Source organism: Rhizobium sp. RHZ02 (assembly GCF_014851575.1).
In the GTDB taxonomy this organism is placed as follows: Bacteria; Pseudomonadota; Alphaproteobacteria; order Rhizobiales; family Rhizobiaceae; genus Rhizobium; species Rhizobium altiplani.
The window spans coordinates 97688-122021 of the sequence record NZ_JACUZX010000005.1 but is presented as its reverse complement, the minus strand read 5'-3'; the positions used below and the strand labels follow the sequence as shown (position 1 = coordinate 122021).

Sequence of the window (24334 nt, the reverse complement as noted above, 5' to 3'; positions counted from 1 at the left end):
CTCAGGGCGTCAGCATGTTGAAATTTCTTCGGTCCCCCTCGACCATCATCGCAGTGCTCGCCGGCATCGCCGGCGTCCTGCTCGTTCTCTATGCATGGCGCCTTCCGCCGTTCGTCACGTCAGTGGAGACGACCGACAATGCCTATGTTCGAGGCTACGTCACGATCTTGAGTCCACAGGTGAGCGGCTATGTCGTCGATGTGCCCGTGAAGGACTATCAGCAGGTCAAGCAGGGCGACACGCTCGCCCAGATCGATGACCGCATTTACGTCCAGAAGCTTGCCCAGGCGCGTGCTGCGCTCGACGGGCAGAAGGCGTCGCTCGAGAATTCCCGCCAGTCCGAGCTTGCGGCAAAGGCGAGTATCGCCTCCAGCGAGGCGCAGATCGATAGCGCGAACGCAGCGTTGACGCGCGCGCAGCAGGCCTGGGATCGCGTAAACAACCTCAGCAACCGCGGGATCGCATCGCAGAGCGAGACAGAGGCCGCACAGGCGACGCTTGACCAGGCAAAGGCCGCCCTGAACCAGGCGAAGGCCGCACTCGAGGTTTCCAAGCAAAACCTTGCGACGATCATCGTCAACCGTTCGCTGCTGGAAGCCAACGTCTCAAGCGCTGAAGCCGTGGTGCATCTGGCGGAAATCGACCTCCAGAACACCAGGATCCTGGCGCCACGCGACGGTCACCTCGGCGAAGTCGGGGTTCGAATCGGGCAGTACGTGACGGCCGGCACGCAGCTCATGGCGGTCGTGCCGGAGGACGTCTGGGTCGTCGCGAATTTCAAGGAAACGCAGCTTTACGGCATGCAGGTCGGCCAGCCGGTAACCATCACCGTCGATGCGCTCGGCAGGCGGCAGCTGAGGGGGTACATCGAGCGCTTCTCGCCGGCCGCCGGATCGGAGTTCGCGGTCATCAAGGCTGACAATGCGACCGGCAATTTCGTGAAGATCGCGCAGCGTGTCGGCGTGCGCATCCGCTTCGATCCCGACCAGCCGGCAGTCAAGGACTTGGGCCCGGGTCTCTCGGTCGTCGTCGATGTCGACAAAAGTGCCGCGCCGCAACAGAACACAGCATCCAAATAAGCAGAAAGCCCGGCGTGAGCCGGGCTTTCGTACATTCCAGAGAGGTTTCTCTGAAGATTAAGCTTCGTCGCCTTCGAGGTCGGCTTCCGGATCGAAGAAGTCTTCCGGACGCAGGGCGTCTTCGTCAACGCCGTAGATGGCATCGACGGAGGTGAGGGTTTCGCCCTTCGCCTGACGGCCAGCTTCTTCAGCCGAACGCGCAACGTTGAGCTCGACGTGAATTTCGACTTCAGCGTGGAGCTGCAGTTCAACCTTGTGCAGGCCGATCGACTTGATCGGGGTGTTCAGGTGAACCTGGTTGCGGCCGATGTTGAAGCCTTCGGCAGCGAGGATTTCAACGACGTCGCGAGCAGCAACCGAGCCGTACAGCTGGCCGGTTTCGCCAGCCGAGCGAACGACGATGAAGGACTTGCCGTCGAGAACGTCAGCAACCTTCTGTGCTTCCGACTTGCGCTCGAGGTTACGAGCTTCGAGCGTTGCGCGCTCGGATTCGAAACGCTTCTTGTTGGCTTCGTTGGCGCGAAGAGCCTTGCCGAGCGGCAGGAGGTAGTTACGAGCGAAGCCGTCGCGAACCTTTACGGTTTCGCCCATCTGGCCGAGCTTGGAGATGCGTTCAAGAAGAATGACTTCCATGTTGGTGTTCCTTTCGTGTCTTTAGATTTTCGTGTCTGTCTGTTTGGGGGCATCGACATCCTTGTTCGGGGTCAGTGCGATCGCCTTGCGGGTATCGCTCAGTCCCACCACGAGGATGAAAAAGGCTGGCACCATCAGGACGAGCGATGCCAGGTAGCAGAGGATGAGTGCCGGCAGGCGCCAATCCTTGCCGCGCGTGCGGAAGTGCAGCGCGGCGAAGCCGGAAAGCAGGAAGCCGGCGCCGAAGGTGCCGACGACGGTTGCTCCGATCATCGCCGGTATGCCGCCGAAGAACGTGGCGGCAAGCCCAACGAGAAAAACGAAGATTGAATTGCGGTTCATGCGCAGTGCCGAAGGAATGTCCTCACGCGGACGCAGACCACGGCCGGATGCACTGACGATCCGGGTTGCGATGTGGTAGGCGGAAAACAGCATGACCACCCACATGCCGCCCTGGATGGCAGGCAGCATGAGCAGGACCAGCGATTTGGTTTGTGCCGTCACTGCCGGATCGGGCGAAAACTCTGGCTGCTGCTGCGCAAGCGAGCCGAACAGGACATCGACCAGCCGGTCGATGAGCTCAGGACCGTAACCGATCATCACGCCAACGACGATCACCGCGATGGTGACGAGGCCGCAGAGATGCAGCAGGATATCCGAAAGCGGATACCAGGCCATCAGATGCTCAGGCCCGCCAAGCTCCGAGGCGGGACGGGCAAGATTCGCAAGGTGGCTGAGCCACCCGGCCGGAAGCAGCGTGACCAGCGTCATCATCAGCGCGAAGGACGGCGAGATGGCGATCGCGCCGACTACAGCGGCTGCGACGACGGCAGAGATTGCCGCCATGTTGCCCCAGCCGAGGCCGACGAGAAGAATGGGAAGTGCCGAAGCAGCGTAGAGGACCGCGCTGAACGACGGCTGCAGGCTCGCGCCGAGCACCAGAAGTGCTGCGGTCACTCCGGCGAGTGCGCCAATGCTTAGCGTTTTTGTGTTCAGTCGGTTCACGGTCGCTGTCCTGCTTCATCGAGCAGTTAGAGGGTTCTTCTGAACAGCTTCAGAAAAGCCTCAACATGGGTTTTAAGAGTTCCGATCCGCGCCCATCGCGAAAGGGAGAAGGGAAGGCACTGCTGCCTTCCCTCGATTTGGTCTCGTCGGCTGATTAAGCGACGACGTACGGCAGCAGGCCAAGGAAACGAGCGCGCTTGATCGCCTGGGCGAGTTCGCGCTGCTTCTTCTGGGAAACAGCCGTGATACGGGAAGGAACGATCTTGCCGCGCTCGGAAATGTAGCGCTGCAGGAGACGAACGTCCTTGTAGTCGATGCGCGGAGCGTTTGCGCCGGAGAACGGGCAAGTCTTGCGACGACGGTGGAACGGGCGACGAACCGGAGCGGAGGAAGCTTCAGACATTCTTAGATCTCCTTATGCACGGTCTTCGCGGGGAGCACGGTCCGGACGCGGACCACGCTGGAAGTCGCCATCCCGGCGCGGCGGACGGTCGCCGAACTCGCGGCGCGGGCCACGGTCGCCGCCTTCACGCGGGCCGCGGTCGTCGCGGTCGCGCTTCTGCATCATGGCAGACGGGCCTTCTTCGTGCTTTTCAACAGCGATCGTCATGTAGCGCAGGACGTCTTCGCTGATGCGCATCTGACGTTCCATTTCCTGCACGGCAGCAGCCGGGGCGTCGATGTCGACGAGAACGTAGTGAGCCTTGCGGTTCTTCTTGATACGGTAGGTGAGGGACTTGAGGCCCCAGTTTTCTACGCGCCCGACCTTACCGCCGTTAGCTTCGATAACACCCTTGTACTGTTCTACGAGGGCATCAACCTGCTGAGCGGAAATATCCTGTCGGGCAAGGAATACATGTTCATAAAGAGCCATGACAGCTTTGCCTTTCTTGCGTTTATTCAACCCGATATTCGGCGGCTAAGCCTCAACGACTGCTCCTGAATGGGCGGACCCAGGCAAGAAAAGCGTTTCCGAGACGGTCGAGAGCGGAGACACGGGAGGCTGGAACGCTTCCGTTCCGAACGATTTCCCGTAGGAAACCGGCCCTCCGTTCAGCCACCAGCCAGAAGACCGGGTTTGCGAACAGGGCGCTTATACGGATTTTTGGCGGAAACGCAAGGGACAGTCAGCAATGTTCTCGTTGCGAGTTCAACGACGGTAGCCCGGCCTTGCGCAGCCCGTCGACGAAATGGTCGTAGTGACCGGGGTCGACGTAGGGCGTCAGGATCTTCCAGTAATGCTCCAGGTCGGCGGGGACATTCGCGAGAATTTCCGGGATCAGGCGCTGTGCCTCCTCGCGCCGCTGCAATTGCCCCAGGCTTGCAAGAAGAACGACGCGATTGAAATAGGCGCGTCGCAGGGAAAGGCCGCGCTCGGAATAGTGGATCGCTTCCTCGTAGTTGCCGAGATGGTAGTTCGACAGCGCCAGCCGGTCGAGGATGAGGTAGGCCAGGGGATCATGCGGGCTGAGCCGCAGGGCCATATGGAGTGGATCGCAAGCTGCCGCAAAGTGGCCAGTGAAGATTCTGGCCCACCCAAGTCCCATATGCGCCAGCGCGAAATTGGGATTGAGATCGATCGCCTGCTGTGCCTCTTCTACTGCGGCCGGGGCGTTGTGAGCGACGAAATGGCCAAGACACATGGCGTAGTGGGAATAGGGATCGCGCGGATCGAGCGCCACTGCGCGCTCTGCCTCCGCCCGAAGTTCCGTGCTGTCCCTGTCGACATCGCTGCTGAAGCCGTGGAAACAGCGCGCGTAGAGCGAGCGAGCCAGCATCATGTGAGCGCGTGCGAATTCGGGGTCGAGCTCGATGGCTCGGCGATGCCAGGCTATGGATTCGATGAAGTGTTCGGCGGTATCCTGGGCATTGTGGAGCCATGTGCCGCGCATATGGCTTTCATAGGCATCAAGATTGTCCGTCGTTCTAAGCAGTGCCCGGCGGCTTTCGCCTATCAGGATTTCCGGCTCGATGGCGCCGACGACATTTTGGGTGAGCTCGTCCTGGATGGCGAAGATGTCGGCGATTTCGCGGTCGTAGCGCTGTGCCCAGAGGTGAACGCCGCTCTCCGCTTCGATCAGCTGCCCCGTGACGCGGACCCGCGTCCCGGACCTGCGCACACTACCCTCCACGAGATAGCGGACACCGAGATCGCGTCCAATCTGCTTCACGTCGACGGCCCGCCCCTTATAGGCGAAGGAAGAATTCTGGGCGATGACGAAAAACCAGCGGTAGAGCGAAAGCGCGGTGATGATGTCTTCGGTCAAGCCATCGGCGAAGAACTCCTGCTCTGGGTCATCGGACATGTTGACGAAGGGCAATACCGCAATCGAGGGTTTGTCAGGCAGTCGGAGCGGCCCCCCGAGCGCGCCGCCCTCCACGGGGTCCTCGCCGGTCCAGTCGACCTTATGCACAGGCACCGGGCGCGGAATGTTCTTCAGCGTACGATCGCCCATCGGCACGAGAGGGAAGTCCAGCTTCCCTTCGATCTGCTCGCGCAAGGCGCCAGAGATGCAGATACCCGAAGGTAGCGCCACCTCCTGAAGGCGGGCGGCGACATTCACCCCGTCGCCGAGCAGGTTATCGCCGGAAACCACGACGTCCCCGAGATTGAGCCCGAGGCGAAACTCCATTCGGCGATCCACAGGCAAGTCGGCGTTTCGGCGATTGAGCGCGCGCTGGATGGCGACCGCTGCGCGAACGCCTTGCACTGCGCTGTGGAATTCCGCCACCACGCTGTCTCCGGAGCTGCCGAAAATCCGCCCGCCATGCTCGCAAACGAGGTCACCAATCGTGGTGCTGTAGACGCTCAGGGTCGCAAGCGCATCCTCCTCGTTGGCTGCAACAAGGCGGCTGTAACCGGCCACGTCGCCGGCAAGGATTACTGCGAGCTTCCGTTCCACGGAATGAGCTCCCCGCGGCCCTACACAGAGCCCTATAAACGTAGCTGAATTGCGCAGGACGGAGAAGCGGAAATTGCCGCGCGGGCAAAGTTCTCGAAACTTGTCGTTGTGGCGACTTGCGTGGGGCGGGCCCCGATGCAATGGTTTCAGGGCAGTGATCTGGCCGTCGACGGCCAGATCGTGATGCATCGTCCGGTTGCCTTAGATCGGCATCGGGTACTGGCGATGAACCGCCTCGATTTCCACGAGAAGGTCGTGCGACAGCTTGAGATTGACGGAGCTCAGGTCTGTCTCGAGCTGTTTCATCGTCGTCGCGCCGATAATCACCGAAGCCATGAAGCGGCGATGCAGGCAGAAGGCGAGCGCCATCGCAGCAGGATCGAGCCCATGCCGTGCAGCGATGTCGAGATAAGCCTTCGTCGGTGCTTCCTGCAAAGGCTGCAGCCGACCGCCGAGATCGCCATTGATCGCCCCGCGCGAGCCTTCCGGCTTGGCGCCGTCGATATACTTGCCGCTCAGGATGCCGCCGGCGAGGGGGGAATAGGCGAGCAGGCCGACATCCTCGTGATGCGACAGCTCCGCCAGATCGAGGTCGTGGTGGCGGTAGAGCAGATTATATTCGTTCTGGATCGTGGCAACGCGCGGCAGGCCGAGCTGTTCGGCGAGCGTCAGATACTTCTGGGTGCCCCAGGTGGTTTCGTTGGAAAGGCCGAAGGCGCGAACCTTGCCTTCGCTCACAAGAGCACCCATCGTTTCCAATATCTCCGTGATATTGGCGACGGCCTTGGCGTGGTCCTGCTTGAAGGGATCGTAGTGCCAAGCCTGACGGAAATGGAAATGTCCGCGGCTCGGCCAATGAATCTGGTAGAGGTCGACATAGTCGGTCCGCAGGCGCTTCAGGCTTGCCTCGATCGCCAGGCGAATATTCTTCGCGTCGGCACCGTCGCCGTTGCGGATGTAGGAACGGCCGGGGCCCGCGACCTTCGTCGCGAGCACGATATCCTTGCGCTTGCCCGTCTTCTGGAACCAGCTGCCGATGTAGTCTTCGGTCAGCCCCTGCGTTTCCGCCGAAACGGGCGTAGTCGGATAGAGCTCGGCCGTGTCGAAGAAGTTGACGCCCTTCTCGACGGAATGGTCCATCTGCTCGTGCGCTTCGATCTCGGTGTTTTGCGTGCCCCACGTCATGGTGCCGAGGCAGATTTCGGACACGGAAATATCCGTGCGGCCAAGTTTCCTGTATTTCATCTGAAAGCCTTGAAAGTGATCTGAAAAAGAAATGGTCTGGAGGGGCGGCGCAAATCTAGACTGTAATTGAGTAAGCGCAAGGGGCCAAAACGCTGCGTTCTCGCAGCTGCAAAAGCCTTGGAGCGCGGGGCTCCGGCACTTGACTCTGCAGGAAAGAATGTCAATTGGAGGCGAAATAACCAGAGGTCCAATTATAAAGGACATAGGATGACCATCGCTTTCACATTTCCGGGGCAGGGCAGCCAGGCTGTCGGCATGGGCAAGGATCTCGCTGAAAACTTCGCCGAGGCACGCGCCGTCTTCCAAGAAGTCGACGAAGCGCTGGGCGAGAAGCTGTCCGAGACGATGTTCAATGGGCCGGAAGATACGCTGACCCTGACGGCCAATGCGCAGCCGGCCTTGATGGCGGTGTCGATGGCGGTTATCCGGGTCCTCGAAACCAACGGCGTCGACCTAAAGGCAAAGGTCTCCTATGTCGCCGGTCATTCGCTAGGCGAATACTCAGCGCTCTGCGCCGCAGGAACCTTCTCGCTGGCCGACACTGCACGGTTGCTCCGCATCCGCGGCAACGCCATGCAGGCCGCCGTACCGGTCGGCGTCGGCGCGATGGCGGCCATTATTGGCCTTGAACATGCCGATGTCGCCGCCGTCTGCGAGGAAGCCTCGGCCGTCGGCTCCTGCCAGATCGCCAACGACAACGGCGGCGGTCAGATCGTCATATCAGGCGAGAAGGCGGCCGTCGAAAAGGGCGCTGCGATTGCGACCGAGAAGGGCGCCAAGCGCGCGATCCTGCTTCCGGTCTCCGCTCCCTTCCATTCTTCGCTGATGGCCCCAGCTGCAGAAGCGATGCGCGAAGCGCTGGCCGGCGTGAGGAAGTCCAACCCGGTCGTGCCTCTTATCGCCAACGTGCGCGCTGCGCCGGTGACCGACGCCGACGAGATTGCAAAGCTGCTGGTGGAGCAGGTGACGGGCCAGGTCCGCTGGCGCGAGACTGTCGAGTGGTTCGCGGCCAATGGCGCGACGACGCTTTACGAGGTCGGCTCCGGCAAGGTCCTGACCGGCCTTGCACGCCGCATCGACAAGACGGTGAACGGCATCGCCGTCAACACGCCTGCTGATATCGACGCGGCCGTTGCCGCCCTGATGGCCTGATAGATTTAACGATTACAAGGAACACTACCCATGCTCGATCTTTCCGGCCGCAAGGCTCTGGTTACCGGCGCATCCGGCGGCATCGGCGAAGAAATCGCCCGTATCTTGCATAAGCAGGGCGCAATCGTCGGCCTTCATGGCACCCGCGTCGAGAAGCTTGAGGCGCTCGCCAACGATCTCGGCGATCGCGTCAAGATCTTCCCGGCCAACTTCGCAGACCGCGACGAAGTCAAGGCGCTCGGCGTCAAGGCGGAAGCCGATCTCGAAGGTGTGGACATCCTCGTCAACAACGCCGGCATCACCAAGGACGGCCTGTTTGTGCGCATGAGCGACGAGGACTGGGATAGCGTCATCGAAGTGAACCTGACGGCGATGTTCCGCCTGACGCGCGAGATGACCCATCCGATGATGCGCCGCCGCTATGGCCGTATCATCAACATCACGTCGGTCGTAGGCGTGACCGGCAATCCGGGCCAGGCCAATTACTGCGCCTCCAAGGCGGGCATGATCGGCTTCACGAAGTCACTGGCTCAGGAGATCGCAACCCGCAACGTCACGGTCAACTGCGTGGCGCCTGGCTTCATCGAGTCCGCCATGACCGGCAAGCTGAACGACAAGCAGAAGGAAGCGATCATGGGAGCGATCCCGATGAAACGCATGGGCACCGGCGCGGAAGTCGCCTCTGCGGTTGCCTATCTCGCCTCGTCGGAAGCTGCTTATATGACAGGCCAGACGCTGCACGTAAACGGCGGCATGGCCATGATCTGAAACGGGAAACTGCGTTTCGAGGCAGTTTTCGCCGCAATAGCGTGTTGAGCAACCCGATGGGGTTGATTTTCTGGCTTTGCGGCAGACTTAAACCGTGTTAAGCGGGCCATGACTGTGAACAGTCTCCCGAGAAAGCAGACGGACCGGCGGGCTTTTGTGCAAGCCTGGGACATTTCTGGTAGCCGGGTTCAAAGAGTTTGCCGAGGGTGGCTTAACGGCGCCGCAGGCTGAAACAGGGTAGGGATGTCACAAGGCATTCTGATCAGGATATAAGGTCGAGGAAACCGACATGAGCGATATCGCAGAACGCGTAAAGAAAATTGTTATTGATCATCTTGGCGTCGACGCCGACAAGGTTGTTGAAAGCGCCAGCTTTATCGACGATCTGGGCGCTGACTCGCTCGACACCGTCGAACTGGTCATGGCGTTCGAAGAAGAATTCGGCGTTGAGATTCCGGACGACGCTGCAGACTCGATCCTGACGGTCGGCGATGCCGTGAAGTTTATCGAAAAGGCTCAGGCTTAATCCTGAGCGATTGAGAAAAGGGCGGACCCGGAGTCCGCCCTTTTTATTTCTGGCATGGTTCTCCAAGAACATAAAAGGCGGGGGAATGCAGTCGATGAGACGGGTCGTCATAACAGGTACCGGCATGGTATCACCCTTGGGATGCGGAACGGAAGTGACGTGGTCCCGCTTGCTTGCGGGTCAGAACGGCGCCCGCCTTGTCACTGAATTCGAAGTCGACGATCTGCCCGCAAAGATTGCCTGCCGCATTCCGGTTGGTGACGGCAGCAACGGCACCTTCAACGCCGACGACTGGATGGAGCCTAAGGAACAGCGCAAGGTTGATCCGTTTATCATCTACGGCATGGCCGCCGCTGATATGGCGCTTAAAGATGCGAACTGGCACCCCGAGAGCGATGAGGACCAGGTTGCGACCGGCGTCTTGATCGGCTCCGGCATTGGCGGCATCGAGGGCATTGTCGAAGCAGGCTATACGCTGCGCGACAAAGGCCCGCGCCGCATTTCGCCCTTCTTCATTCCTGGCCGTCTGATCAACCTCGTATCCGGACAGGTGTCGATCCGCCACAAGCTGCGCGGGCCGAACCACTCGGTGGTCACGGCATGCTCGACTGGCGCTCACGCGATCGGTGACGCTGCCCGTCTCATCGCGTTCGGCGATGCGGACGTCATGGTTGCTGGCGGCACCGAGTCCCCGGTCAGCCGCATCTCGCTCGCCGGCTTTGCCGCCTGCAAGGCGCTCTCCACCCAGCACAACGACGATCCGACCAAAGCGTCGCGCCCCTATGACAAGGACCGTGATGGGTTCGTCATGGGTGAGGGGGCCGGTATCGTCGTTCTCGAAGAGCTGGAACATGCCAAGGCGCGCGGCGCCAAGATCTATGCCGAAGTGGTCGGCTATGGCCTCTCGGGCGATGCCTATCACATCACGGCTCCGTCCGAGGACGGTGAAGGCGCGCAGCGCTGCATGACGATGGCGTTGAAGCGAGCCGGCTTGACCGCTGCCGATATCGACTACATCAACGCGCATGGCACGTCGACGATGGCCGACACGATCGAGCTCGGCGCGGTGGAGCGTCTGGTTGGTAATGCAGCCTCCAAGATCTCGATGTCGTCGACGAAGTCCGCGACCGGTCATCTGCTCGGTGCTGCCGGCGCGATCGAGGCCATCTTCGCAACGCTTGCAATCCGGGACAATGTCGCGCCTCCGACGCTCAACCTCGACAATCCTGAGCGCGAGACCGCGATCGACCTCGTCCCGCACAAGGCCAGGCAGCGGGAAATCAACGTCGCCCTGTCGAATTCCTTCGGATTCGGCGGCACGAATGCCTCGCTGGTGCTGCGCCGCTACGTCGCCTGAGTTCAGGCGTTGACGTTCTGGCGGTGGGGCTGCACCTTGCGCGGCGTGGCCCCACCTGCATTTTGCCGCATTGCTTAGCAAGAAGCGGGACTTGAGGCCAAGTTTAGAGGATTGCCGGTGAACGATACGAACCAAAACAACGGGACGATCGGCGAGGAGAGCCAGCAGACGCAGAGTGGGCCGATCATTCCCAAGTCGCCAAGCGAGGCGCTGCGGCCGGAACGCGTGCCCGAGCCGCCGAAGCGCTCGAAGAAAGCGCGCAGCCAGGTTATCATTTTCCTGAACTTCCTGATGACGCTGGTCGTCCTCGGCTGCGCAGCCGCTGTCTTCCTCTTCTACTACGCGATCTCGGCCTACCAAGATCCTGGTCCGCTGGAAACGAATACGAACTTCATCGTGCGAAATGGTGCCGGCGTTGCTGAAATTGCCGCGAGCCTTGAACGAAACAACATCGTCTCGGATGCCCGTATCTTCCGCTACCTCACGGCAACCCACCTTGATGATGGCGAGAGCCTCAAGGCGGGTGAGTACGAAATCAAGGCACATGCTTCCATGAACGACATCATGGAACTGCTGAAATCCGGGAAGTCGATCCTGTATTCCGTCGCCTTCCCCGAGGGCCTCACCGTCCGCCAGATGTTCAATCGCCTGAACGAGGATGCCGTGCTGGAAGGCGATCTCCCGGCTGTCGTCCCCGCAGAGGGAAGCCTCCGCCCGGATACCTACAAGTTCTCGCGCGGCACGAAGCGGGTCGAAATCATCGAGCAGATGGCTGCGGCCCAGCAGAAGCTGGTCGAGCAGGTTTGGGACAAGCGCGACCCGTCGCTGCAACTCAAGTCAAAGGACGAACTGGTCGTCCTCGCCTCGATCGTCGAGAAGGAGACTGGCGTTCCCGATGAGCGTGCCCACGTGGCTTCCGTCTTCCTTAACCGGCTGGACAAGGGGATGCGCCTTCAATCAGATCCGACAATCATCTACGGGTTATTCGGCGGCGACGGAAAGCCGACGGATCGCCCGATCTATCAGTCGGACCTGAAGAAGGAAACGCCCTACAACACCTACGTGATCAAGGGGCTTCCCCCGACGCCGATCGCCAATCCGGGCCGTGATGCGCTGGAGGCTGTCGCCAATCCGTGGAAGACGCAGGATCTGTATTTCGTCGCCGATGGTTCCGGCGGGCACGTTTTTGCAGCCACTCTTGAGGAGCATAACGCGAACGTCAAGCGCTGGCGCCAACTGGAAGCCGCCAAGGGAGCCGATCCTAATATTGCGGTCGACGGACAGCCCGAGAGCCAGACGCAGCCGGACACACCTGCCGCGCCTGCTGCCCAAAAGAAAAAGAAGACGAACTGATTTTTGGAGGCTCGCATGGCTTTGCAGTCCATGACCGGTTTTGCGCGGCGAGAAGGCACGAGCGGCCGTTGGCGTTGGGCTTGGGAGTTGCGTTCGGTCAACGGCAAGGGCCTTGACCTGCGCTTGCGCTTCCCGCCGGGGCTGGAGCGTATGGAGAGCGACGTGCGTCGCCTTGCCGGCGAGCGCTTCAGCCGAGGCAATATGCAGGCGTCGCTTTCCGTCTCTGCCGGTGAGAGCCGCATTGAAACCGTCCTCAATCAGGAAGCGCTTTCCGCTGTGCTCGCCTTGCGCGATCAGCTTGGCGGCATCATCGATCCCGCGCCGTTGCAGCTGGATACATTGCTCGCCATCCGGGGTATCATCGAATTCCGCGAGAGCGAGGACGGTGATGAAGCGATCGCCGCCCGCGATTCCGATATTGTGGAAGGCCTGATCGCAGCTCTCGCCGACCTACGGCACATGCGCGAGACGGAAGGTGCCGCTCTGTCGCGCGTACTTCTCGACCATGTGGCCACCATCGAGGGATTGACAGAGGTGATCGAGCGTGACCCCTCCCGCTCTCCGCAGGAGATCTCGACGAGATTGGCCGCGCAGGTCGCATTGCTGATGGATGGATCGGGAAAGCTGGATCGCGACCGGCTGCATGCGGAAGCTGCTCTGCTCGCCACCAAGGCGGATCTCCGTGAAGAGATCGATCGCCTGAAAGCGCATGTGGTTGCCGCTCGCGACCTGCTCGGCAAGGGCGGCCCGGTCGGGCGTAAGCTGGATTTCCTTGCACAGGAATTTAACCGAGAATCGAATACTATCTGCTCGAAGTCGAATGCCGCGGCAATCACCGCCGCCGGCCTCGAACTGAAAGTCGTCATCGACCAGTTCCGCGAGCAGGTCCAGAATCTGGAGTGATACATGAGCCCGGCCCAGTCGAGCACACCCACCAAAATCGCCCGGCGCGGGCTGATGCTTGTCCTGTCCTCGCCCTCGGGCGCAGGCAAGTCGACAATTGCTGGCAACCTTCTCCGAGACGACCACAGCCTCGAAATCTCTGTCAGCGTTACGACCAGGGCCAAGCGGCCGAGCGAGATTGCCGGCAAGCATTATCACTTTATCACTGTACCGCAGTTCGAGAGGATGCGCGACTCAGGCGATCTGCTCGAATGGGCGGAGGTTCACGGCAACTTTTACGGCACGCCGCGCGAGCCCGTGGAATCGGCCATGGCCGAAGGTCGCGACATGCTGTTCGATATCGACTGGCAGGGTGCCTTGCAGCTTCAGGACAAGATGAAGGCCGATATCGTTTCGATCTTCGTGCTGCCGCCCACCATGACCGAACTGCAGTCTCGCTTGCATCGCCGGGCCGAGGATTCGGAAGAGGTCATTCGTACGCGGCTTTTGAATTCGCGCGCGGAGATCGAACGCTGGCGCGAATACGACTATGTCATCGTCAACGACGATCTCGATGAGGCTTTTCGCAATGTGAGCTGCATCGTCAATGCCGAACGCGTCCGCCGCGACCGGCGTTACGGCTTGTTCGATTTCGTCAACGGGCTGCTGACTGAAGAGCCGAACCTTTAGGACCTGCACGGTCGATGCAATGGTGCTTGCGGCTAGATCAACTGACCGGGCCGATATGCTGTCACGCGATTCACTATCCTGGAAAGTCGGCGTGCCCTAAGCGAACGCTGGCTAGAGGCAATTCGCCAGTCGAACAAACTCTTCGACTGAAAGCGTTTCGGCCCGTCGTTGCGGGTCGATATCCGCCTTCTTCAACAAGACTTCGCCCCCCAGCGGCTTTAGGCTCTGCCGCAGCATCTTGCGTCGCTGGCCGAAGGCGGCATGCGTGACCTTCTCCAGATCGGCGACCGAGCAGGGGATCGGGCTTTGCTTTGGGGTCAGATGAACGACAGTCGACGTTACTTTCGGCGGCGGCGTGAAAGCTTGCGGCGGAATGTCAAACGCCATCCGTGCGTTCGTACGCCATCCGCAAAGCACGCCAAGACGTCCATAGTGGTCGTCGTCTTCGGCCGCAACGACGCGCTCTCCCACTTCCTTCTGAAACATCAGCGTCAGCGAGTCCCAGAAAGGAGGCCACTGCTTCGGCAGGATCCAATTGACCAGCAGCTGCGTGCCGACATTGTAGGGCAGGTTGGCAATGATCTTCACCGGTCCCTCGGGCGTCAGAGCTTCGAAGTCCGTCTTCAGCGCATCGCCTTCGATGACCTCGAGCCTCCCCCGATAGTGATCCGCGATTTCCGAAAGCGCGGGTAAACAGCGAGAATCACGCTCGACGGCGATCACCTTCTTTGCACCCAATGCCAGAATGGCGCGCGTCAGGCCGCCGGGACCCGGACCGACCTCAAAAACCGTGGCTCCTTCCAAGGAGCCGGCTGTGCGAGCAACCTTCTGCGTCAGGTTGAGATCGAGCAAGAAGTTCTGGCCGAGCGCCTTGCGCGCATCGAGGCCATGGCGCTGAATGACATCGCGAAGGGGCGGCAGCCCATCCAAGGCAGCCATCAACGATGCCCTTCTGTGGTGCGTCCGAGGTGACCGGCGAGCTTCAGCGCCGCGACGAGACTGTTTTCACGCGCAAGGCCCTTGCCGGCGATCCCGAAGGCGGTGCCGTGATCGGGCGAGGTGCGCACAAAGGGCAATCCCAGCGTGACGTTGACAGCGTCGTCGAAGCCAAGTGCCTTGGCCGGTATCAGGGCCTGGTCGTGATACATGCAGATCGCAACGTCGTAACGCGCTCTGGCGTCGTCGTGGAACATCGTATCGGCAGGCAGCGGACCGATTGCGTTTATCCCCTCGGATCTCAGGAATTGGATGGCCGGTTTGATGACCGTTTCATCCTCTTTGCCGATCGCACCGTCTTCTCCGGCGTGTGGATTGAGACCGGCTATCGCGAGCCGGGGTTGCTCGATCCCGAAGCGACGCCTGAGATCGGCATCAGCAATCCGGCAAGTCTCGATGATGAGATCGGCCGTCAGTGCCTGAGGCACATCCTTGAGCGGAATATGAATTGTAACAGGAATGGTGCGGAGCTTCGGACCCGCGAGCATCATCACCGGCATCCCCGCCTGTCCAGTCGCACGTGCGGCGAGATCGGCCAGAAACTCAGTGTGTCCGGGGAAGGGAAAGCCGGATTCGTAGAGAACGGACTTGGCGATCGGGTTGGTGACGACGCCGAGGGCTTCGCCACTCATTGTCAGCGAGACAGCTCTTTCGATCGCGGCGATCGTGCTCTTTGCCGTCGCCACATGCGGCTCACCCGCTACAACGTCGATACCTGCGGCAATGGGGAGCACGGGGAGGGCATCTGCAAAGACATCATTGGCGTTGGTGCAATCGGTCTCGCGAATGGCGATCGTCAAGCCTAGGAGCTTGGCACGCGATGCCAGCACATCAGGGTCGCCAATGAACACGAACGGAGGCAGACCCAGCTCCCTGCGCCGCATCCAGGCCAGAAGTGTGACATCGGGGCCGACGCCGGCCGGATCGCCCTGGCTGAGAGCAAGCGGGCGCGAGAGCGAGAGTGTCATCTTGCTCAGGGACGCATGATCTGCGCCTTCTTGCGCAGCTCTTCCATATATTTCTGGGCGTTCGGATTTTCCGGAGGGGCGTTCTTCCCTGCCTTCGCCTTATCAAGGTCTTCCTGGCGGAACACCATTTCGGCGGCTTGGTCATCAGAAACCTGGCGCTGGCTGCAGATGGCGATGTATTCGACACCTCTGTCGGTCACGCGCGTGGCGGTCGTGTTGCCCTTTGCCTGCTCGACAAGCGGCTTCCATTCGGCCGGAAGTTCCGGTGCAAGAACGCGACCAAGGTCACGGACTGACACGTCAAGCATCGTTGCTGCGAAGACCTTTGCCTGGTCACAACCCGGATACTTCGCGCGAGACGCCTCGGCTTCGCTCTTGCGTTTGCCGACGATGCCCTTCTTGTTGGCGGGAACGACGAAGATCATCTGCTGCAGAATATATTCGGTGGTTTCCGGCTTCTGCTTGTTCTCCATCATGCGGGCAACAAGGTCGGAATTCGACATGCGATTGCTCGAACCGTAGCGGGCATTGACAAGGCGCGGCCAGCTCATCTGCACGGCAATGAAAGCCTTGAAATGATCAACACCGACGCCGGCGCGTTCGAGAATTTGCGTCATCTGGTCCGTCGTCAACTTGTTGCCGCTCGCGAACCGCGCGAACGATGCGTTGACGTCGTCCTTGGAAACCGACATGCGGACGCGGGAAATTTCCTGCTGCTTCAGCGTCTGTTCGATCAGCTGTTCTTCCGCTGCTTTCGCATCAGCCTTTTGATGCTGCAGGCGCAGGAATGCTTGGCGCTTGGCGATGTCACCGCTGGTGATTGCTGTTCCGTTGACGACAACTCTGACTTCGCTTGCAGCAAAAGCTGAGCCGGTCTGCGGCGAGGCAAAAGCCGCCAGCATCGCGAAAGTCGCGCCGGCAATCATCGTCCTTACGGTTCTTCTTGCGCCAATCATCTATCGACCCTTCCCATTGACGCCGCGCACTCACGTCGCGGCGCGCATACCTTCCCGAGACACACGGGCATTACCGCTGCAAATTGAAAATTCAGCATATGCCTTAGATCTCAACTGGCGACAATGTCCTGCATAGTCTTACGGCGAAAGAAAGGCCCTTTCTTTCGCCGTATTACAGAACTGACAGTTAATTCTGGTAGATGGTTGGGCTGGCATCTATGGGCGTGCCGAGATTGATGTCGCCCAGCGTCCGGAAGGTCAACCTCGCCCCGATACTCCAGTCGCTCGCGGTTTCCGCGGTGGTATCGCGCTTGTCGATATATGCGATCGTGAAGATGGTGCATTCGTCTTCATAGGTAAGGCCGATTGTCTTCCTGACAACAGTGTTGTCCTGAAGGTCCCAAGCGACGCCGCCAAATACCGTCCAATAATCCTTGAACTTAACAGCAGCCTTGGCCTGGATCTCATCATTGTCCTCGGCGAAGCCGTATTCCGGCTGCGCTGAGACATGCGTGTAGATCATCTGACCTTGGAAATTGTCGGTCTGGTAACCGGCCGTCAAATCGCCACGACGGAAATCCAGGTCCTTGTCGTCAAGCCGATAGGAAGCTGCAAGGGCAACGCCCTGTGGCGTTTCGATCCCGCCGAGTCCGACGAAGTCGGAGACGTCCGTTTCGAGGCCGGAGTCGGCGCCGACGTTTACCAGATCAGCCGTGTCAAAGGAGTTTTGGCCGCCGAGCTGGTAGGATTGGCCGAAGATACCGTGCAGCTTGTAGCCGTTGTCGAACGTACCGGTGTACTGGAAGCCGACATTGGCGCGCGTGCCACCTTCGATACGGTCGTAGCCGGAGAACTTATCACGCTCGAAAAGATTGGTCGCATCGAACACGAAGCTCTGCGCATCTTCGTTCGGAAGAGAGCCGGCAAGCCGTTCGTCGGGCCGTGCATAAAGCTGAACAATCGGTTCGAACAGGTGTGTGCTGTTCGCGGTCGTACCGAGGATCGGGTAGCGCATTTCCAACCCTGCGGTAAACATCGAACGCGTCGCTGCATTACCGTCGTCGTAATTGCCGTCATAGACAAAGGTGCCGGAGGTCGGCGGCGGCGTCATGTTCAACGCCAAGGCATCGCCGCGGGCTGCAAGCAGCGGAGTGATCAAGAAGCCCTGAGGCGTGACAAAGGTCCGCTTCCATTCCAGTTCGCCCGTCAGGCGAGATGTCTGGCCCTCAAGGCCGCGGAACCGATCAAAGCCTGCGACGCTATAAAAGTCGTCGTGCGTGCGCGACAGGTTCGTGAAGTTGACATCGGCAGATAGTTCACCTCCGGCGAGCGGCTGCGGCGCCACGAAGTGATAGTCCATCACCGGGTAAACGATTGCCTGCTGCTTCTCGGCGATATCATTCGGATCGGCGTTCTGAACGTCGAAATAGAACGAGCGCAGATCGAAATAATTCCGCTTGCCGAGACCCGTCAGGTAAACTTGGTTGGTATGTGTACTTTCGTCCAGACCCTTCAGGTTATAGGTGCGAGCGAAGTTGTTGTCACTCTGAACCATCACGTCCCAACCAAACGCCCATCGCGGGTTGATTTGGAAGGCCCCCTTCGACGCTACGACACCGCGGAAGTCATTTTCGGCATCGCTGGTGCCGGGCGTAAAGGTCCCCGGGCTGAGCTGGTCGATACCGGCCACGCGCAAGGTGTGCGTGCCGTTCTCGAATCTCTGGCGGAATTCCGCGTCCGCCAGGAAACCCTGGGTGGTGTAACCCGTGCCGGTCACCGTGACGTCGCTGCTCGGCGAAATGACGTAATAGTACGGGACAGAAAGGCCGAAGCCGAGATTCTGCGATGCGCTAAAGGTCGGGAAAAGGAAGCCGGACTTCCGCTTCACGGTATTGTCGGGGACCTCGATCCACGGAACGTAGGCGAGCGGGTGGCCAAGGAGCTCGAAGCGCGCCTTTTCAAGGCGAATCGTATGCTTGACGCCGTCCTGAATGACGCGTTCAGCCTTTACCTGCCAGAAGGGAGGTCGTTCCGGTCTTTCAGCGCAAGGCAAACAGGCGGTATAGACGCCCCTGTTCAGGATCATTTGCGTGCCCCCAACACGCTGGCCGGTTTCGGCAACCAGGCGCGTATTGTCGGGGGTCTCAATTCGGAGCGCGTTTACGAACCCGTTGGCAAAATCGTCGGTGATGTCAATCTTGTCACCGTACATGCGGTTGCCGTCGGGGGCGATCAACTCCACGTTGCCGAGCGCCATCAGGCGGCGGGTCTGCTGATTGTACTCGACGCGTTGCGCCACCAATCTGTAGCCGGCGTAGTTAATCTGTACACCGCCGATGGCCGAAACGATCTGCGCGTCCTTGTTGTAGACGAGTTCGTTTGCCGACAGAATCAGCTTCTGGTCGGCGGACACGTTCGGCCTCAAGCCTTGCAGGGCATCCTGGGCGAAAGCAGCAGGAAAGCCATTCGAATAGGTAGACAGGGCCGCGCCTAGGAGCAGGGCAACCAACTGTTTACTAAGAGTCTTGCGGTCGCCTGCCGCCACTAGCCATCCTCCTGATGAAGCAGAATTGTTGCACCCAAAGCCAAGGCAACAATGACCGGAATCCACGTTGCCACGAAAGGCGGGACAACCCCACTGCTTCCGAATGCTTTTACAAGCACGGTGACCACATAAAGCACGAAGCCCGACAGGATTCCACCCAGAATCACCGACCTCGACTGGTTGAACCGGCTAAATTTTAGGGACACTGTTGCAGCAATGAGAGTCATTGCGACAAGCAACAGTGGTTGGGACAACAACGAATGAAATTGGGTCTCAAGCGCCTTGGTCGGAATCCCGAAGGATCTCGCCGCGTCAATTCGGCTCGAGAGATCAAAAAATCCAATAGTTTCAGGGGCTGTCAGCCTCTGCTGGATGAAATCCTGTTTCAAATTGGTGCTTACGCGCACCTCATCGAGCCGTGTGGCGACTTCGCCCGGACGACGCTCGACAACGTTCTTAAGAAGCCAGTAACCATCTTCCAATTTTGCCGACGCGGCGTCCTGTCTCAGGATGATGTGATCGGACGAATCGAAATGCACGAACACGGCGTTCATAAGCAGCGTGCCGTTTTCGAGAATCGTATTCGCTCCGATGATCACGTCGTCCCCGCCGCTGATCTGGCGAATCCACGGAACTTGCGGCGCGGCGTTCGACCCTGAGACTTCTCCACGCCAGTTGCTCTCGATGACGGCAGCCTGACGTTGCCCCCAGGCTGCCAGCGGGTTGAGGACGGTCATGACCAGGACGCCGAGCAAAAAGGCGCCTGCGAGGAAGGGAGACATGAACTGCCAAACCGAGATGCCGGCAGCACGCGTCACGACCAGTTCGTATTTTCGGTTGAGCCCGATTAGAACGGTCATGCCCACAAAGAGGGCAATGAAGGGCACGGTCTGCTGCAAGATGAGCGGCAGACGCACCGCCGTCATCGCGAGCCCGCCGGTCACGGTGTAGCCGGGAAGACCGGAGAGTCGGCCAGCGGTCTCGCTGAAATCAACGAGGTAGACGATGCCAATCACGCCGAGAAAGAACCACATTGTGGTCAGCAGGTATCGACGGAAGAAGTAACGGCCGAGTGTCCCGAGAATCATGCGCTGCCTCCGGCGGAGGGATCTGCCGACCGACCAAAGCGTCGCGACAGTCTCTGCCAAGAGGCGGAGATTCGGTCGCTCATCGCGGACACGACCGACAGGCGCTTATGGTGCGACAGAGATGCGATTGCCAAAAGGCTGGCGACCACGGGAATCGCATAGAGCACGCCGATATACTCTGGATCCGTGTCGATCTGGTTGGCGGCGTAGAACGACGCCCAACGAATACCGAACGCGAAGATGAGCGCCGCGACCATGGGGTGCAACCGTGCTTCGCGGTGGGAGCGAGCATCACCGGCGATCGCGAGCGAAATCAGCGCAAACACCATCGGAAGAACCCAATCCGTCATGCGGCGGTGCAATTCGGCACGATAACTACCGGGTCTGGCGATGTAATCCTTGTCGTTCGGATCCGGATTGAAGAGGAACGCAAGCTCGCGGTCGGATGCGCGAAGAGTCGCCTGACCGCGGTTTTGGGTCAGATCGGACAGGTCGAAGGAGTAGGAATCGAAACGAATGACGGAGACTTCACCGGTTTGCGTTTTGCGGTGAACCTCGCCATCATGCATGATGAGTGACGTGCCCTTCTCGTCAACGGCGCCTTCACGTGCGTAGTAGATAAGCTCGAATGCGGGGTCGCGCTCATCGACGACGAACAAGCCCTTGAGCACGCGTCCGGCCAATCTCTCGGATATCTGTACGTAGAGGCCGGTGTCGATGCGGCGGAAGTTCTTCTCTTCAATCACCGTCGAGAGCAGATCCGCATAGGCAGCGGCCACCATCTGGCGAACCCCCGTCTTGGCCTTCGGCTCGACGACGTTGTCCACCAGAAACGAAAAGATGCTAATGACGGCGGCGAGGATGAGGATCGGGCGCAGGATAATGCTGCGCTTGGCGCCAGCCGCGTCGATGACGGTCAGCTCCGAATCGTTGTTCATCGTCGTCAGGGTCTGCGTCACACCGATGACAAGTGCGAACGGCAGCACGATCGGAATGATCGACGGTAGAATCAGCGTTGCCAGCTTGGCGAACGATCCCATCGACTGGCCGCTGTCGGTTACGAGATTGACGCGCTGCAGGACCTGAGTCGTCCAAATGATCGCGAGCACCGGCAACAGGGCAACGAGAAACATCTGGCCAACGCGCCGGAGTATGTATGTTTCAAGCAGTTTCATTAATGCCCTTGAACGCCATTTGCGAACCAATGCCGCTACGCAGCGAAATCCATCTACGCTGTTTGGGTCTCTTTTGCGACAAGCTGGAGTCGAAAATTCATTCAAATTTCAGATTTTTTTTTGCCCTGTGGCGAATCGGTAAGCGCAAGAAGACCTGCAAAGACAACAACGGACGAAAGCCAACCCAGGATGACGTCTGAAAGGTAGTGCGCGCCAAATGCAAGACGCATGGCAGGTGTCAGAAAGGCGATCGCTGTGAGGGGGAGGGCAAGCGCGAAGCGCGCCGGCTGTGGTATCAGGAAAATCAGACAGAAAACCCAGCCGGCGCCTGCCGCTTCGCCGGAAATGAAAGAGCAGTTCGATACGCATTTTCCGATCATGGAGCCCGCCTGCACGAAGTCGAGGTGGCCACCAAAATCCAGCGTTTGGGACGGTCGCGGTCTACCCCAGTATGTCTTGAGAATGAGATTGGCGAGGATCACGGGGCCGATCATCAGCGACGTGAGCGCAATCTTGAAGGAGCGGGCGCGCGCGAGGTTGAAAGTGGATCCGCAGTGCCCGTAGCACTCCAAAAGTTTCCACAAGAGGACGATGGCGATGAGGTAGGGAAGCCGGAAGAACAGCGTTCTCAGGAACCCGAGATAAGCCTCGTGCCGGTAGGGAAAGTAGCCGCAGTTTTTTCCGAATGTGGCTGGAGTGCTGCATGCCTCGCGCACAAAGAAATGCGCTGATGCGTAGACATCGATCTGCGGAAAGCCATTGAACAGCAGAAGCAGCAGCCACCACAGACAGAAAAGACCTATAAACACACGTGCGGGATCGCTGTCGGGCATTGGTATGCGCCAAGACGTCCTCGTCCCTGCAGGCATCAAAAGGGAAAGCAATTCGGAATTCCTGTGGACTCAATTCCGCGGGAGGAATATGCGCCGAAGATGACATCCCTTTAACGGGTTGGCGGTTAGTCAGGCCGCCACGGCCTCATCCCGAAGACTTGTTTTTGGGGGTGAAACCCGAAATGATCGGATAGAGCGGATTTAGGACAATCCCACTGGAGAAGACATGTCAGCCAAGTTCGATATCTCATTTGCAAGCTCCACCGAGATCGCCGGTGGCTACGCGGTCCTCCTGCAGGCAAGCGGAGCGGATCTTGCCGCCGGGGGCAAGCTTGCGGATCCCGCTGGCGTCATCGCGAGAGCCGCAAAGATCGCCGGCTTCTCCGCCAAGGCGACGACTGTGCTGGATCTCGTTGCGCCCGAGAGGTCCGCAGCTGAGCGGCTTATCGTTGTAGGACTCGGCAAACCTGAAGAGCTGACCGCTCACGATTGGCTGAAGGCTGGCGGCGTCGCCGCATCCAAGATTAAGAAGGCCGAAAAGGTCGCAATCTTCGTCGATGCGCCGGGTGCCGGCGTCGGAGCGAAGGAAGCGGCGGATTTTGCGCTTGGAATGCTTTTGCGCGCCTATAGCTTCGATACCTACAAGACCAAGAAGAAGGACGAGGACGGCAATGGCCGGAACGGGCAGGTGCCGATCAAGATCGTTACCGCCAAAGCGACAGAGGCGGCAGAAGCCTTCAAGCTCTCGGAAGCCGTTGCTGCGGGCGTTAACCTGGCCCGCGATCTTGTGAACGAGCCGCCGAATGTTCTGGGTCCGGTGGAGTTTGCCGCCAAGGCAAGCGAATTGCAGAAACTTGGGGTCGAGGTGGAAATCCTCACCGAGAAGGAAATGCAAAAGCTTGGCATGGGCGCCCTGCTGGGCGTGGCACAAGGCTCGGTCCGGCCCCCGCGTCTGGCGGTCATGCAGTGGAAGGGCGGCAAGAGCGGCGAGAGTCCGGTCGCCTTCATCGGCAAGGGCGTGGTCTTTGATACCGGCGGCATTTCGATCAAGCCCGCTGCCGGCATGGAAGAAATGAAGGGTGACATGGGCGGTGCTGCCGCTGTCACCGGCCTGATGCATGTCCTCGCTGCCCGCAAGGCAGCCGTGAACGCGGTCGGCATCATCGGTCTGGTCGAAAATATGCCCGACGGAAACGCGCAGCGTCCCGGCGACATCGTTACCTCGATGTCGGGCCAGACGATCGAGATCATCAATACCGATGCTGAAGGCCGGCTCGTTCTGTGTGACGCGTTGTGGTATTGCAACGATCGCTTCAAGCCGAAATTCATGATCAATCTGGCAACATTGACCGGCGCTATCCTTGTTGCGCTCGGCAATGTCCACGCCGGTCTGTTCTCGAATGACGATGAGCTCTCCGCGCAGCTGACCGCTGCAGGCTTGACAAGCAGCGAAAAGCTGTGGCGCATGCCGCTCGGCAAGGAGTACGACAAGCTGATCGACAGCAAGTTCGCCGACATGAAGAACTCCGGCGGCCGTCATGCGGGATCGATCACCGCCGCTCATTTCCTGAAGCGATTCGTGCAGGAAACGCCTTGGGCACACCTCGACATCGCAGGAACGGCAATGGGCTCGCCGCAGGATGAGATCAATCAGTCCTGGGGTTCCGGTTACGGCGTACGCCTGCTCGATGAGCTGGTGCGTGCCAACTACGAGTCATGACGGAAGTTCTGTTTTACCATCTGACGGAATCCAAGCTGGAGGATGCCCTCCCGCCGTTGCTCGAGAAAAGCGTCGAGCGCGGCTGGCGGGTCGCGGTGCAGTTGAAAGACGCTGCGCGACGCGACCTGCTCGATCAGCATCTCTGGACATTTCGCGAAGATAGCTTCCTGCCGCATGGCACGGATGAGGGGGACCTGGCGGCAGATCAGCCGGTTCTCCTTACGGTTTCCGAAGGGAATTCCAACGCGGCGACGGTACGATTTATCGTCGATGGAGCTGAGCCGCCGCCGGTCGAGCCTTATAGCCGCATCGTCTTCATGTTCGATGGTTACGACCAGGCGCAGCTCGAAGGGGCTCGCGCGCAATGGAAGAAGCTGAAAGGCGAGGGACATAACCTCACCTATTGGCAACAGACCCCGGAAGGGCGCTGGGAAAAAAAAGCATGAAAAAGCCCGCTTCA

At 59.8% G+C, this 24334-nt stretch carries 23 protein-coding genes; 10 read left to right on the top strand and 13 right to left on the bottom strand.

Going from position 1 to position 24334, the window contains the following annotated elements; all coding sequences use genetic code 11:
• The first annotated feature begins 14 nt into the window (after window positions 1-14).
• Window positions 15-1079, top strand: coding sequence for an HlyD family secretion protein (locus IB244_RS10520; protein WP_018857380.1), 1065 nt, complete (start codon window positions 15-17; stop codon window positions 1077-1079).
• Between the two features lie 57 nt (window positions 1080-1136).
• On the opposite strand, the gene rplI is transcribed toward IB244_RS10520, so the two are convergent.
• The 6 genes from rplI to IB244_RS10490 form a co-directional block, all read right to left on the bottom strand.
• Window positions 1137-1712, bottom strand: a complete 576-nt coding sequence (gene rplI, locus IB244_RS10515; protein ID WP_025659829.1) for a 50S ribosomal protein L9 — start codon at window positions 1710-1712, stop codon at window positions 1137-1139.
• Between the two features lie 21 nt (window positions 1713-1733).
• The gene (locus tag IB244_RS10510) at window positions 1734-2717 is read right to left on the bottom strand and encodes a DUF2232 domain-containing protein (protein ID WP_018857378.1); all 984 of its coding nucleotides are present in this window, start codon (window positions 2715-2717) and stop codon (window positions 1734-1736) included.
• A gap of 154 nt (window positions 2718-2871) precedes the next feature.
• Window positions 2872-3120 carry a 30S ribosomal protein S18 gene (gene rpsR / locus IB244_RS10505; RefSeq protein ID WP_004680498.1) on the bottom strand — a complete coding sequence of 83 codons (249 nt, stop codon included), beginning with the start codon at window positions 3118-3120 and terminating at the stop codon, window positions 2872-2874.
• A gap of 12 nt (window positions 3121-3132) precedes the next feature.
• Window positions 3133-3591, bottom strand: coding sequence for a 30S ribosomal protein S6 (gene rpsF / locus IB244_RS10500; RefSeq protein ID WP_018857377.1), 459 nt, complete (start codon window positions 3589-3591; stop codon window positions 3133-3135).
• Window positions 3592-3844: 253 nt separating this feature from the next.
• Complete coding sequence (locus IB244_RS10495) at window positions 3845-5620, bottom strand: adenylate/guanylate cyclase domain-containing protein (RefSeq protein ID WP_169681069.1); 1776 nt, start codon at window positions 5618-5620, stop codon at window positions 3845-3847.
• A 201-nt stretch (window positions 5621-5821) separates the two neighbouring features.
• Complete coding sequence (locus IB244_RS10490) at window positions 5822-6865, bottom strand: aldo/keto reductase (protein ID WP_192304140.1); 1044 nt, start codon at window positions 6863-6865, stop codon at window positions 5822-5824.
• A 207-nt stretch (window positions 6866-7072) separates the two neighbouring features.
• Between IB244_RS10490 and fabD the strand changes: the two genes are divergently transcribed.
• From fabD to gmk, 7 genes are all read left to right on the top strand, one after another.
• On the top strand, window positions 7073-8017 hold the full coding sequence (gene fabD, locus IB244_RS10485; protein ID WP_018857374.1) for an ACP S-malonyltransferase: 945 nt from the start codon (window positions 7073-7075) through the stop codon (window positions 8015-8017).
• Window positions 8018-8047: 30 nt separating this feature from the next.
• Window positions 8048-8785 (top strand): 3-oxoacyl-[acyl-carrier-protein] reductase, encoded by a 738-nt coding sequence (gene fabG / locus IB244_RS10480; protein WP_192304138.1) that lies wholly within the window; start codon window positions 8048-8050, stop codon window positions 8783-8785.
• 289 nt (window positions 8786-9074) lie between these two features.
• Entirely contained in the window at window positions 9075-9311 is a 237-nt protein-coding gene (locus tag IB244_RS10475; protein ID WP_003547058.1) for an acyl carrier protein, read from the top strand.
• Between the two features lie 94 nt (window positions 9312-9405).
• Window positions 9406-10668, top strand: coding sequence for a beta-ketoacyl-ACP synthase II (gene fabF, locus IB244_RS10470; RefSeq protein ID WP_026371806.1), 1263 nt, complete (start codon window positions 9406-9408; stop codon window positions 10666-10668).
• A 111-nt stretch (window positions 10669-10779) separates the two neighbouring features.
• Window positions 10780-12021, top strand: a complete 1242-nt coding sequence (mltG, locus tag IB244_RS10465) for an endolytic transglycosylase MltG (RefSeq protein ID WP_210258208.1) — start codon at window positions 10780-10782, stop codon at window positions 12019-12021.
• A 15-nt stretch (window positions 12022-12036) separates the two neighbouring features.
• The gene (locus IB244_RS10460; protein ID WP_192304136.1) at window positions 12037-12924 is read left to right on the top strand and encodes a YicC/YloC family endoribonuclease; all 888 of its coding nucleotides are present in this window, start codon (window positions 12037-12039) and stop codon (window positions 12922-12924) included.
• A 3-nt stretch (window positions 12925-12927) separates the two neighbouring features.
• On the top strand, window positions 12928-13593 hold the full coding sequence (gene gmk, locus IB244_RS10455) for a guanylate kinase (protein ID WP_018116250.1): 666 nt from the start codon (window positions 12928-12930) through the stop codon (window positions 13591-13593).
• A gap of 111 nt (window positions 13594-13704) precedes the next feature.
• On the opposite strand, the gene rsmA is transcribed toward gmk, so the two are convergent.
• The 7 genes from rsmA to IB244_RS10420 form a co-directional block, all read right to left on the bottom strand.
• Window positions 13705-14532, bottom strand: coding sequence for a 16S rRNA (adenine(1518)-N(6)/adenine(1519)-N(6))-dimethyltransferase RsmA (rsmA, locus tag IB244_RS10450; RefSeq protein WP_192304134.1), 828 nt, complete (start codon window positions 14530-14532; stop codon window positions 13705-13707).
• A complete protein-coding gene (gene pdxA, locus IB244_RS10445) occupies window positions 14532-15557 on the bottom strand; it encodes a 4-hydroxythreonine-4-phosphate dehydrogenase PdxA (RefSeq protein ID WP_192304132.1) in 1026 nt (341 codons plus the stop codon). Before pdxA ends, rsmA begins: the two co-directional genes overlap by 1 nt.
• A 5-nt stretch (window positions 15558-15562) precedes the next feature.
• Window positions 15563-16513 carry a peptidylprolyl isomerase gene (locus tag IB244_RS10440; protein WP_025659820.1) on the bottom strand — a complete coding sequence of 317 codons (951 nt, stop codon included), beginning with the start codon at window positions 16511-16513 and terminating at the stop codon, window positions 15563-15565.
• Window positions 16514-16700: 187 nt separating this feature from the next.
• Window positions 16701-19058, bottom strand: a complete 2358-nt coding sequence (locus tag IB244_RS10435; RefSeq protein WP_018857366.1) for an LPS-assembly protein LptD — start codon at window positions 19056-19058, stop codon at window positions 16701-16703.
• A complete protein-coding gene (gene lptG / locus IB244_RS10430; RefSeq protein ID WP_018116849.1) occupies window positions 19058-20146 on the bottom strand; it encodes an LPS export ABC transporter permease LptG in 1089 nt (362 codons plus the stop codon). The genes IB244_RS10435 and lptG overlap by 1 nt, the downstream gene beginning before the upstream one ends.
• A complete protein-coding gene (lptF, locus tag IB244_RS10425) occupies window positions 20143-21321 on the bottom strand; it encodes an LPS export ABC transporter permease LptF (protein ID WP_025659817.1) in 1179 nt (392 codons plus the stop codon). The genes lptG and lptF overlap by 4 nt, the downstream gene beginning before the upstream one ends.
• Window positions 21322-21422: 101 nt before the next feature.
• Window positions 21423-22154, bottom strand: coding sequence for a phosphatase PAP2 family protein (locus IB244_RS10420; RefSeq protein WP_018857364.1), 732 nt, complete (start codon window positions 22152-22154; stop codon window positions 21423-21425).
• A gap of 226 nt (window positions 22155-22380) precedes the next feature.
• Here IB244_RS10420 and IB244_RS10415 point away from each other — a divergent pair, with 226 nt between their 5' ends.
• The gene (locus IB244_RS10415) at window positions 22381-23874 is read left to right on the top strand and encodes a leucyl aminopeptidase (RefSeq protein WP_029792492.1); all 1494 of its coding nucleotides are present in this window, start codon (window positions 22381-22383) and stop codon (window positions 23872-23874) included.
• The gene (locus tag IB244_RS10410; protein ID WP_018857362.1) at window positions 23871-24320 is read left to right on the top strand and encodes a DNA polymerase III subunit chi; all 450 of its coding nucleotides are present in this window, start codon (window positions 23871-23873) and stop codon (window positions 24318-24320) included. Before IB244_RS10415 ends, IB244_RS10410 begins: the two co-directional genes overlap by 4 nt.
• The last annotated feature ends 14 nt before the right edge of the window (window positions 24321-24334 follow it).

Coding starts and splice junctions, on each gene's coding strand:
- IB244_RS10520 (WP_018857380.1), top strand. CDS start 15: ATGTTGAAATTTCTTCGGTCCCCCTCGACCATCATCGCAGTGCTCGCC.
- rplI (WP_025659829.1), bottom strand. CDS start 1,712: ATGGAAGTCATTCTTCTTGAACGCATCTCCAAGCTCGGCCAGATGGGC.
- rpsR (WP_004680498.1), bottom strand. CDS start 3,120: ATGTCTGAAGCTTCCTCCGCTCCGGTTCGTCGCCCGTTCCACCGTCGT.
- rpsF (WP_018857377.1), bottom strand. CDS start 3,591: ATGGCTCTTTATGAACATGTATTCCTTGCCCGACAGGATATTTCCGCT.
- IB244_RS10490 (WP_192304140.1), bottom strand. CDS start 6,865: ATGAAATACAGGAAACTTGGCCGCACGGATATTTCCGTGTCCGAAATC.
- fabD (WP_018857374.1), top strand. CDS start 7,073: ATGACCATCGCTTTCACATTTCCGGGGCAGGGCAGCCAGGCTGTCGGC.
- fabG (WP_192304138.1), top strand. CDS start 8,048: ATGCTCGATCTTTCCGGCCGCAAGGCTCTGGTTACCGGCGCATCCGGC.
- IB244_RS10475 (WP_003547058.1), top strand. CDS start 9,075: ATGAGCGATATCGCAGAACGCGTAAAGAAAATTGTTATTGATCATCTT.
- fabF (WP_026371806.1), top strand. CDS start 9,406: ATGAGACGGGTCGTCATAACAGGTACCGGCATGGTATCACCCTTGGGA.
- IB244_RS10460 (WP_192304136.1), top strand. CDS start 12,037: ATGGCTTTGCAGTCCATGACCGGTTTTGCGCGGCGAGAAGGCACGAGC.
- gmk (WP_018116250.1), top strand. CDS start 12,928: ATGAGCCCGGCCCAGTCGAGCACACCCACCAAAATCGCCCGGCGCGGG.
- rsmA (WP_192304134.1), bottom strand. CDS start 14,532: ATGGCTGCCTTGGATGGGCTGCCGCCCCTTCGCGATGTCATTCAGCGC.
- pdxA (WP_192304132.1), bottom strand. CDS start 15,557: ATGACACTCTCGCTCTCGCGCCCGCTTGCTCTCAGCCAGGGCGATCCG.
- IB244_RS10440 (WP_025659820.1), bottom strand. CDS start 16,513: ATGATTGGCGCAAGAAGAACCGTAAGGACGATGATTGCCGGCGCGACT.
- lptG (WP_018116849.1), bottom strand. CDS start 20,146: ATGATTCTCGGGACACTCGGCCGTTACTTCTTCCGTCGATACCTGCTG.
- lptF (WP_025659817.1), bottom strand. CDS start 21,321: ATGAAACTGCTTGAAACATACATACTCCGGCGCGTTGGCCAGATGTTT.
- IB244_RS10420 (WP_018857364.1), bottom strand. CDS start 22,154: ATGCCCGACAGCGATCCCGCACGTGTGTTTATAGGTCTTTTCTGTCTG.
- IB244_RS10415 (WP_029792492.1), top strand. CDS start 22,381: ATGTCAGCCAAGTTCGATATCTCATTTGCAAGCTCCACCGAGATCGCC.
- IB244_RS10410 (WP_018857362.1), top strand. CDS start 23,871: ATGACGGAAGTTCTGTTTTACCATCTGACGGAATCCAAGCTGGAGGAT.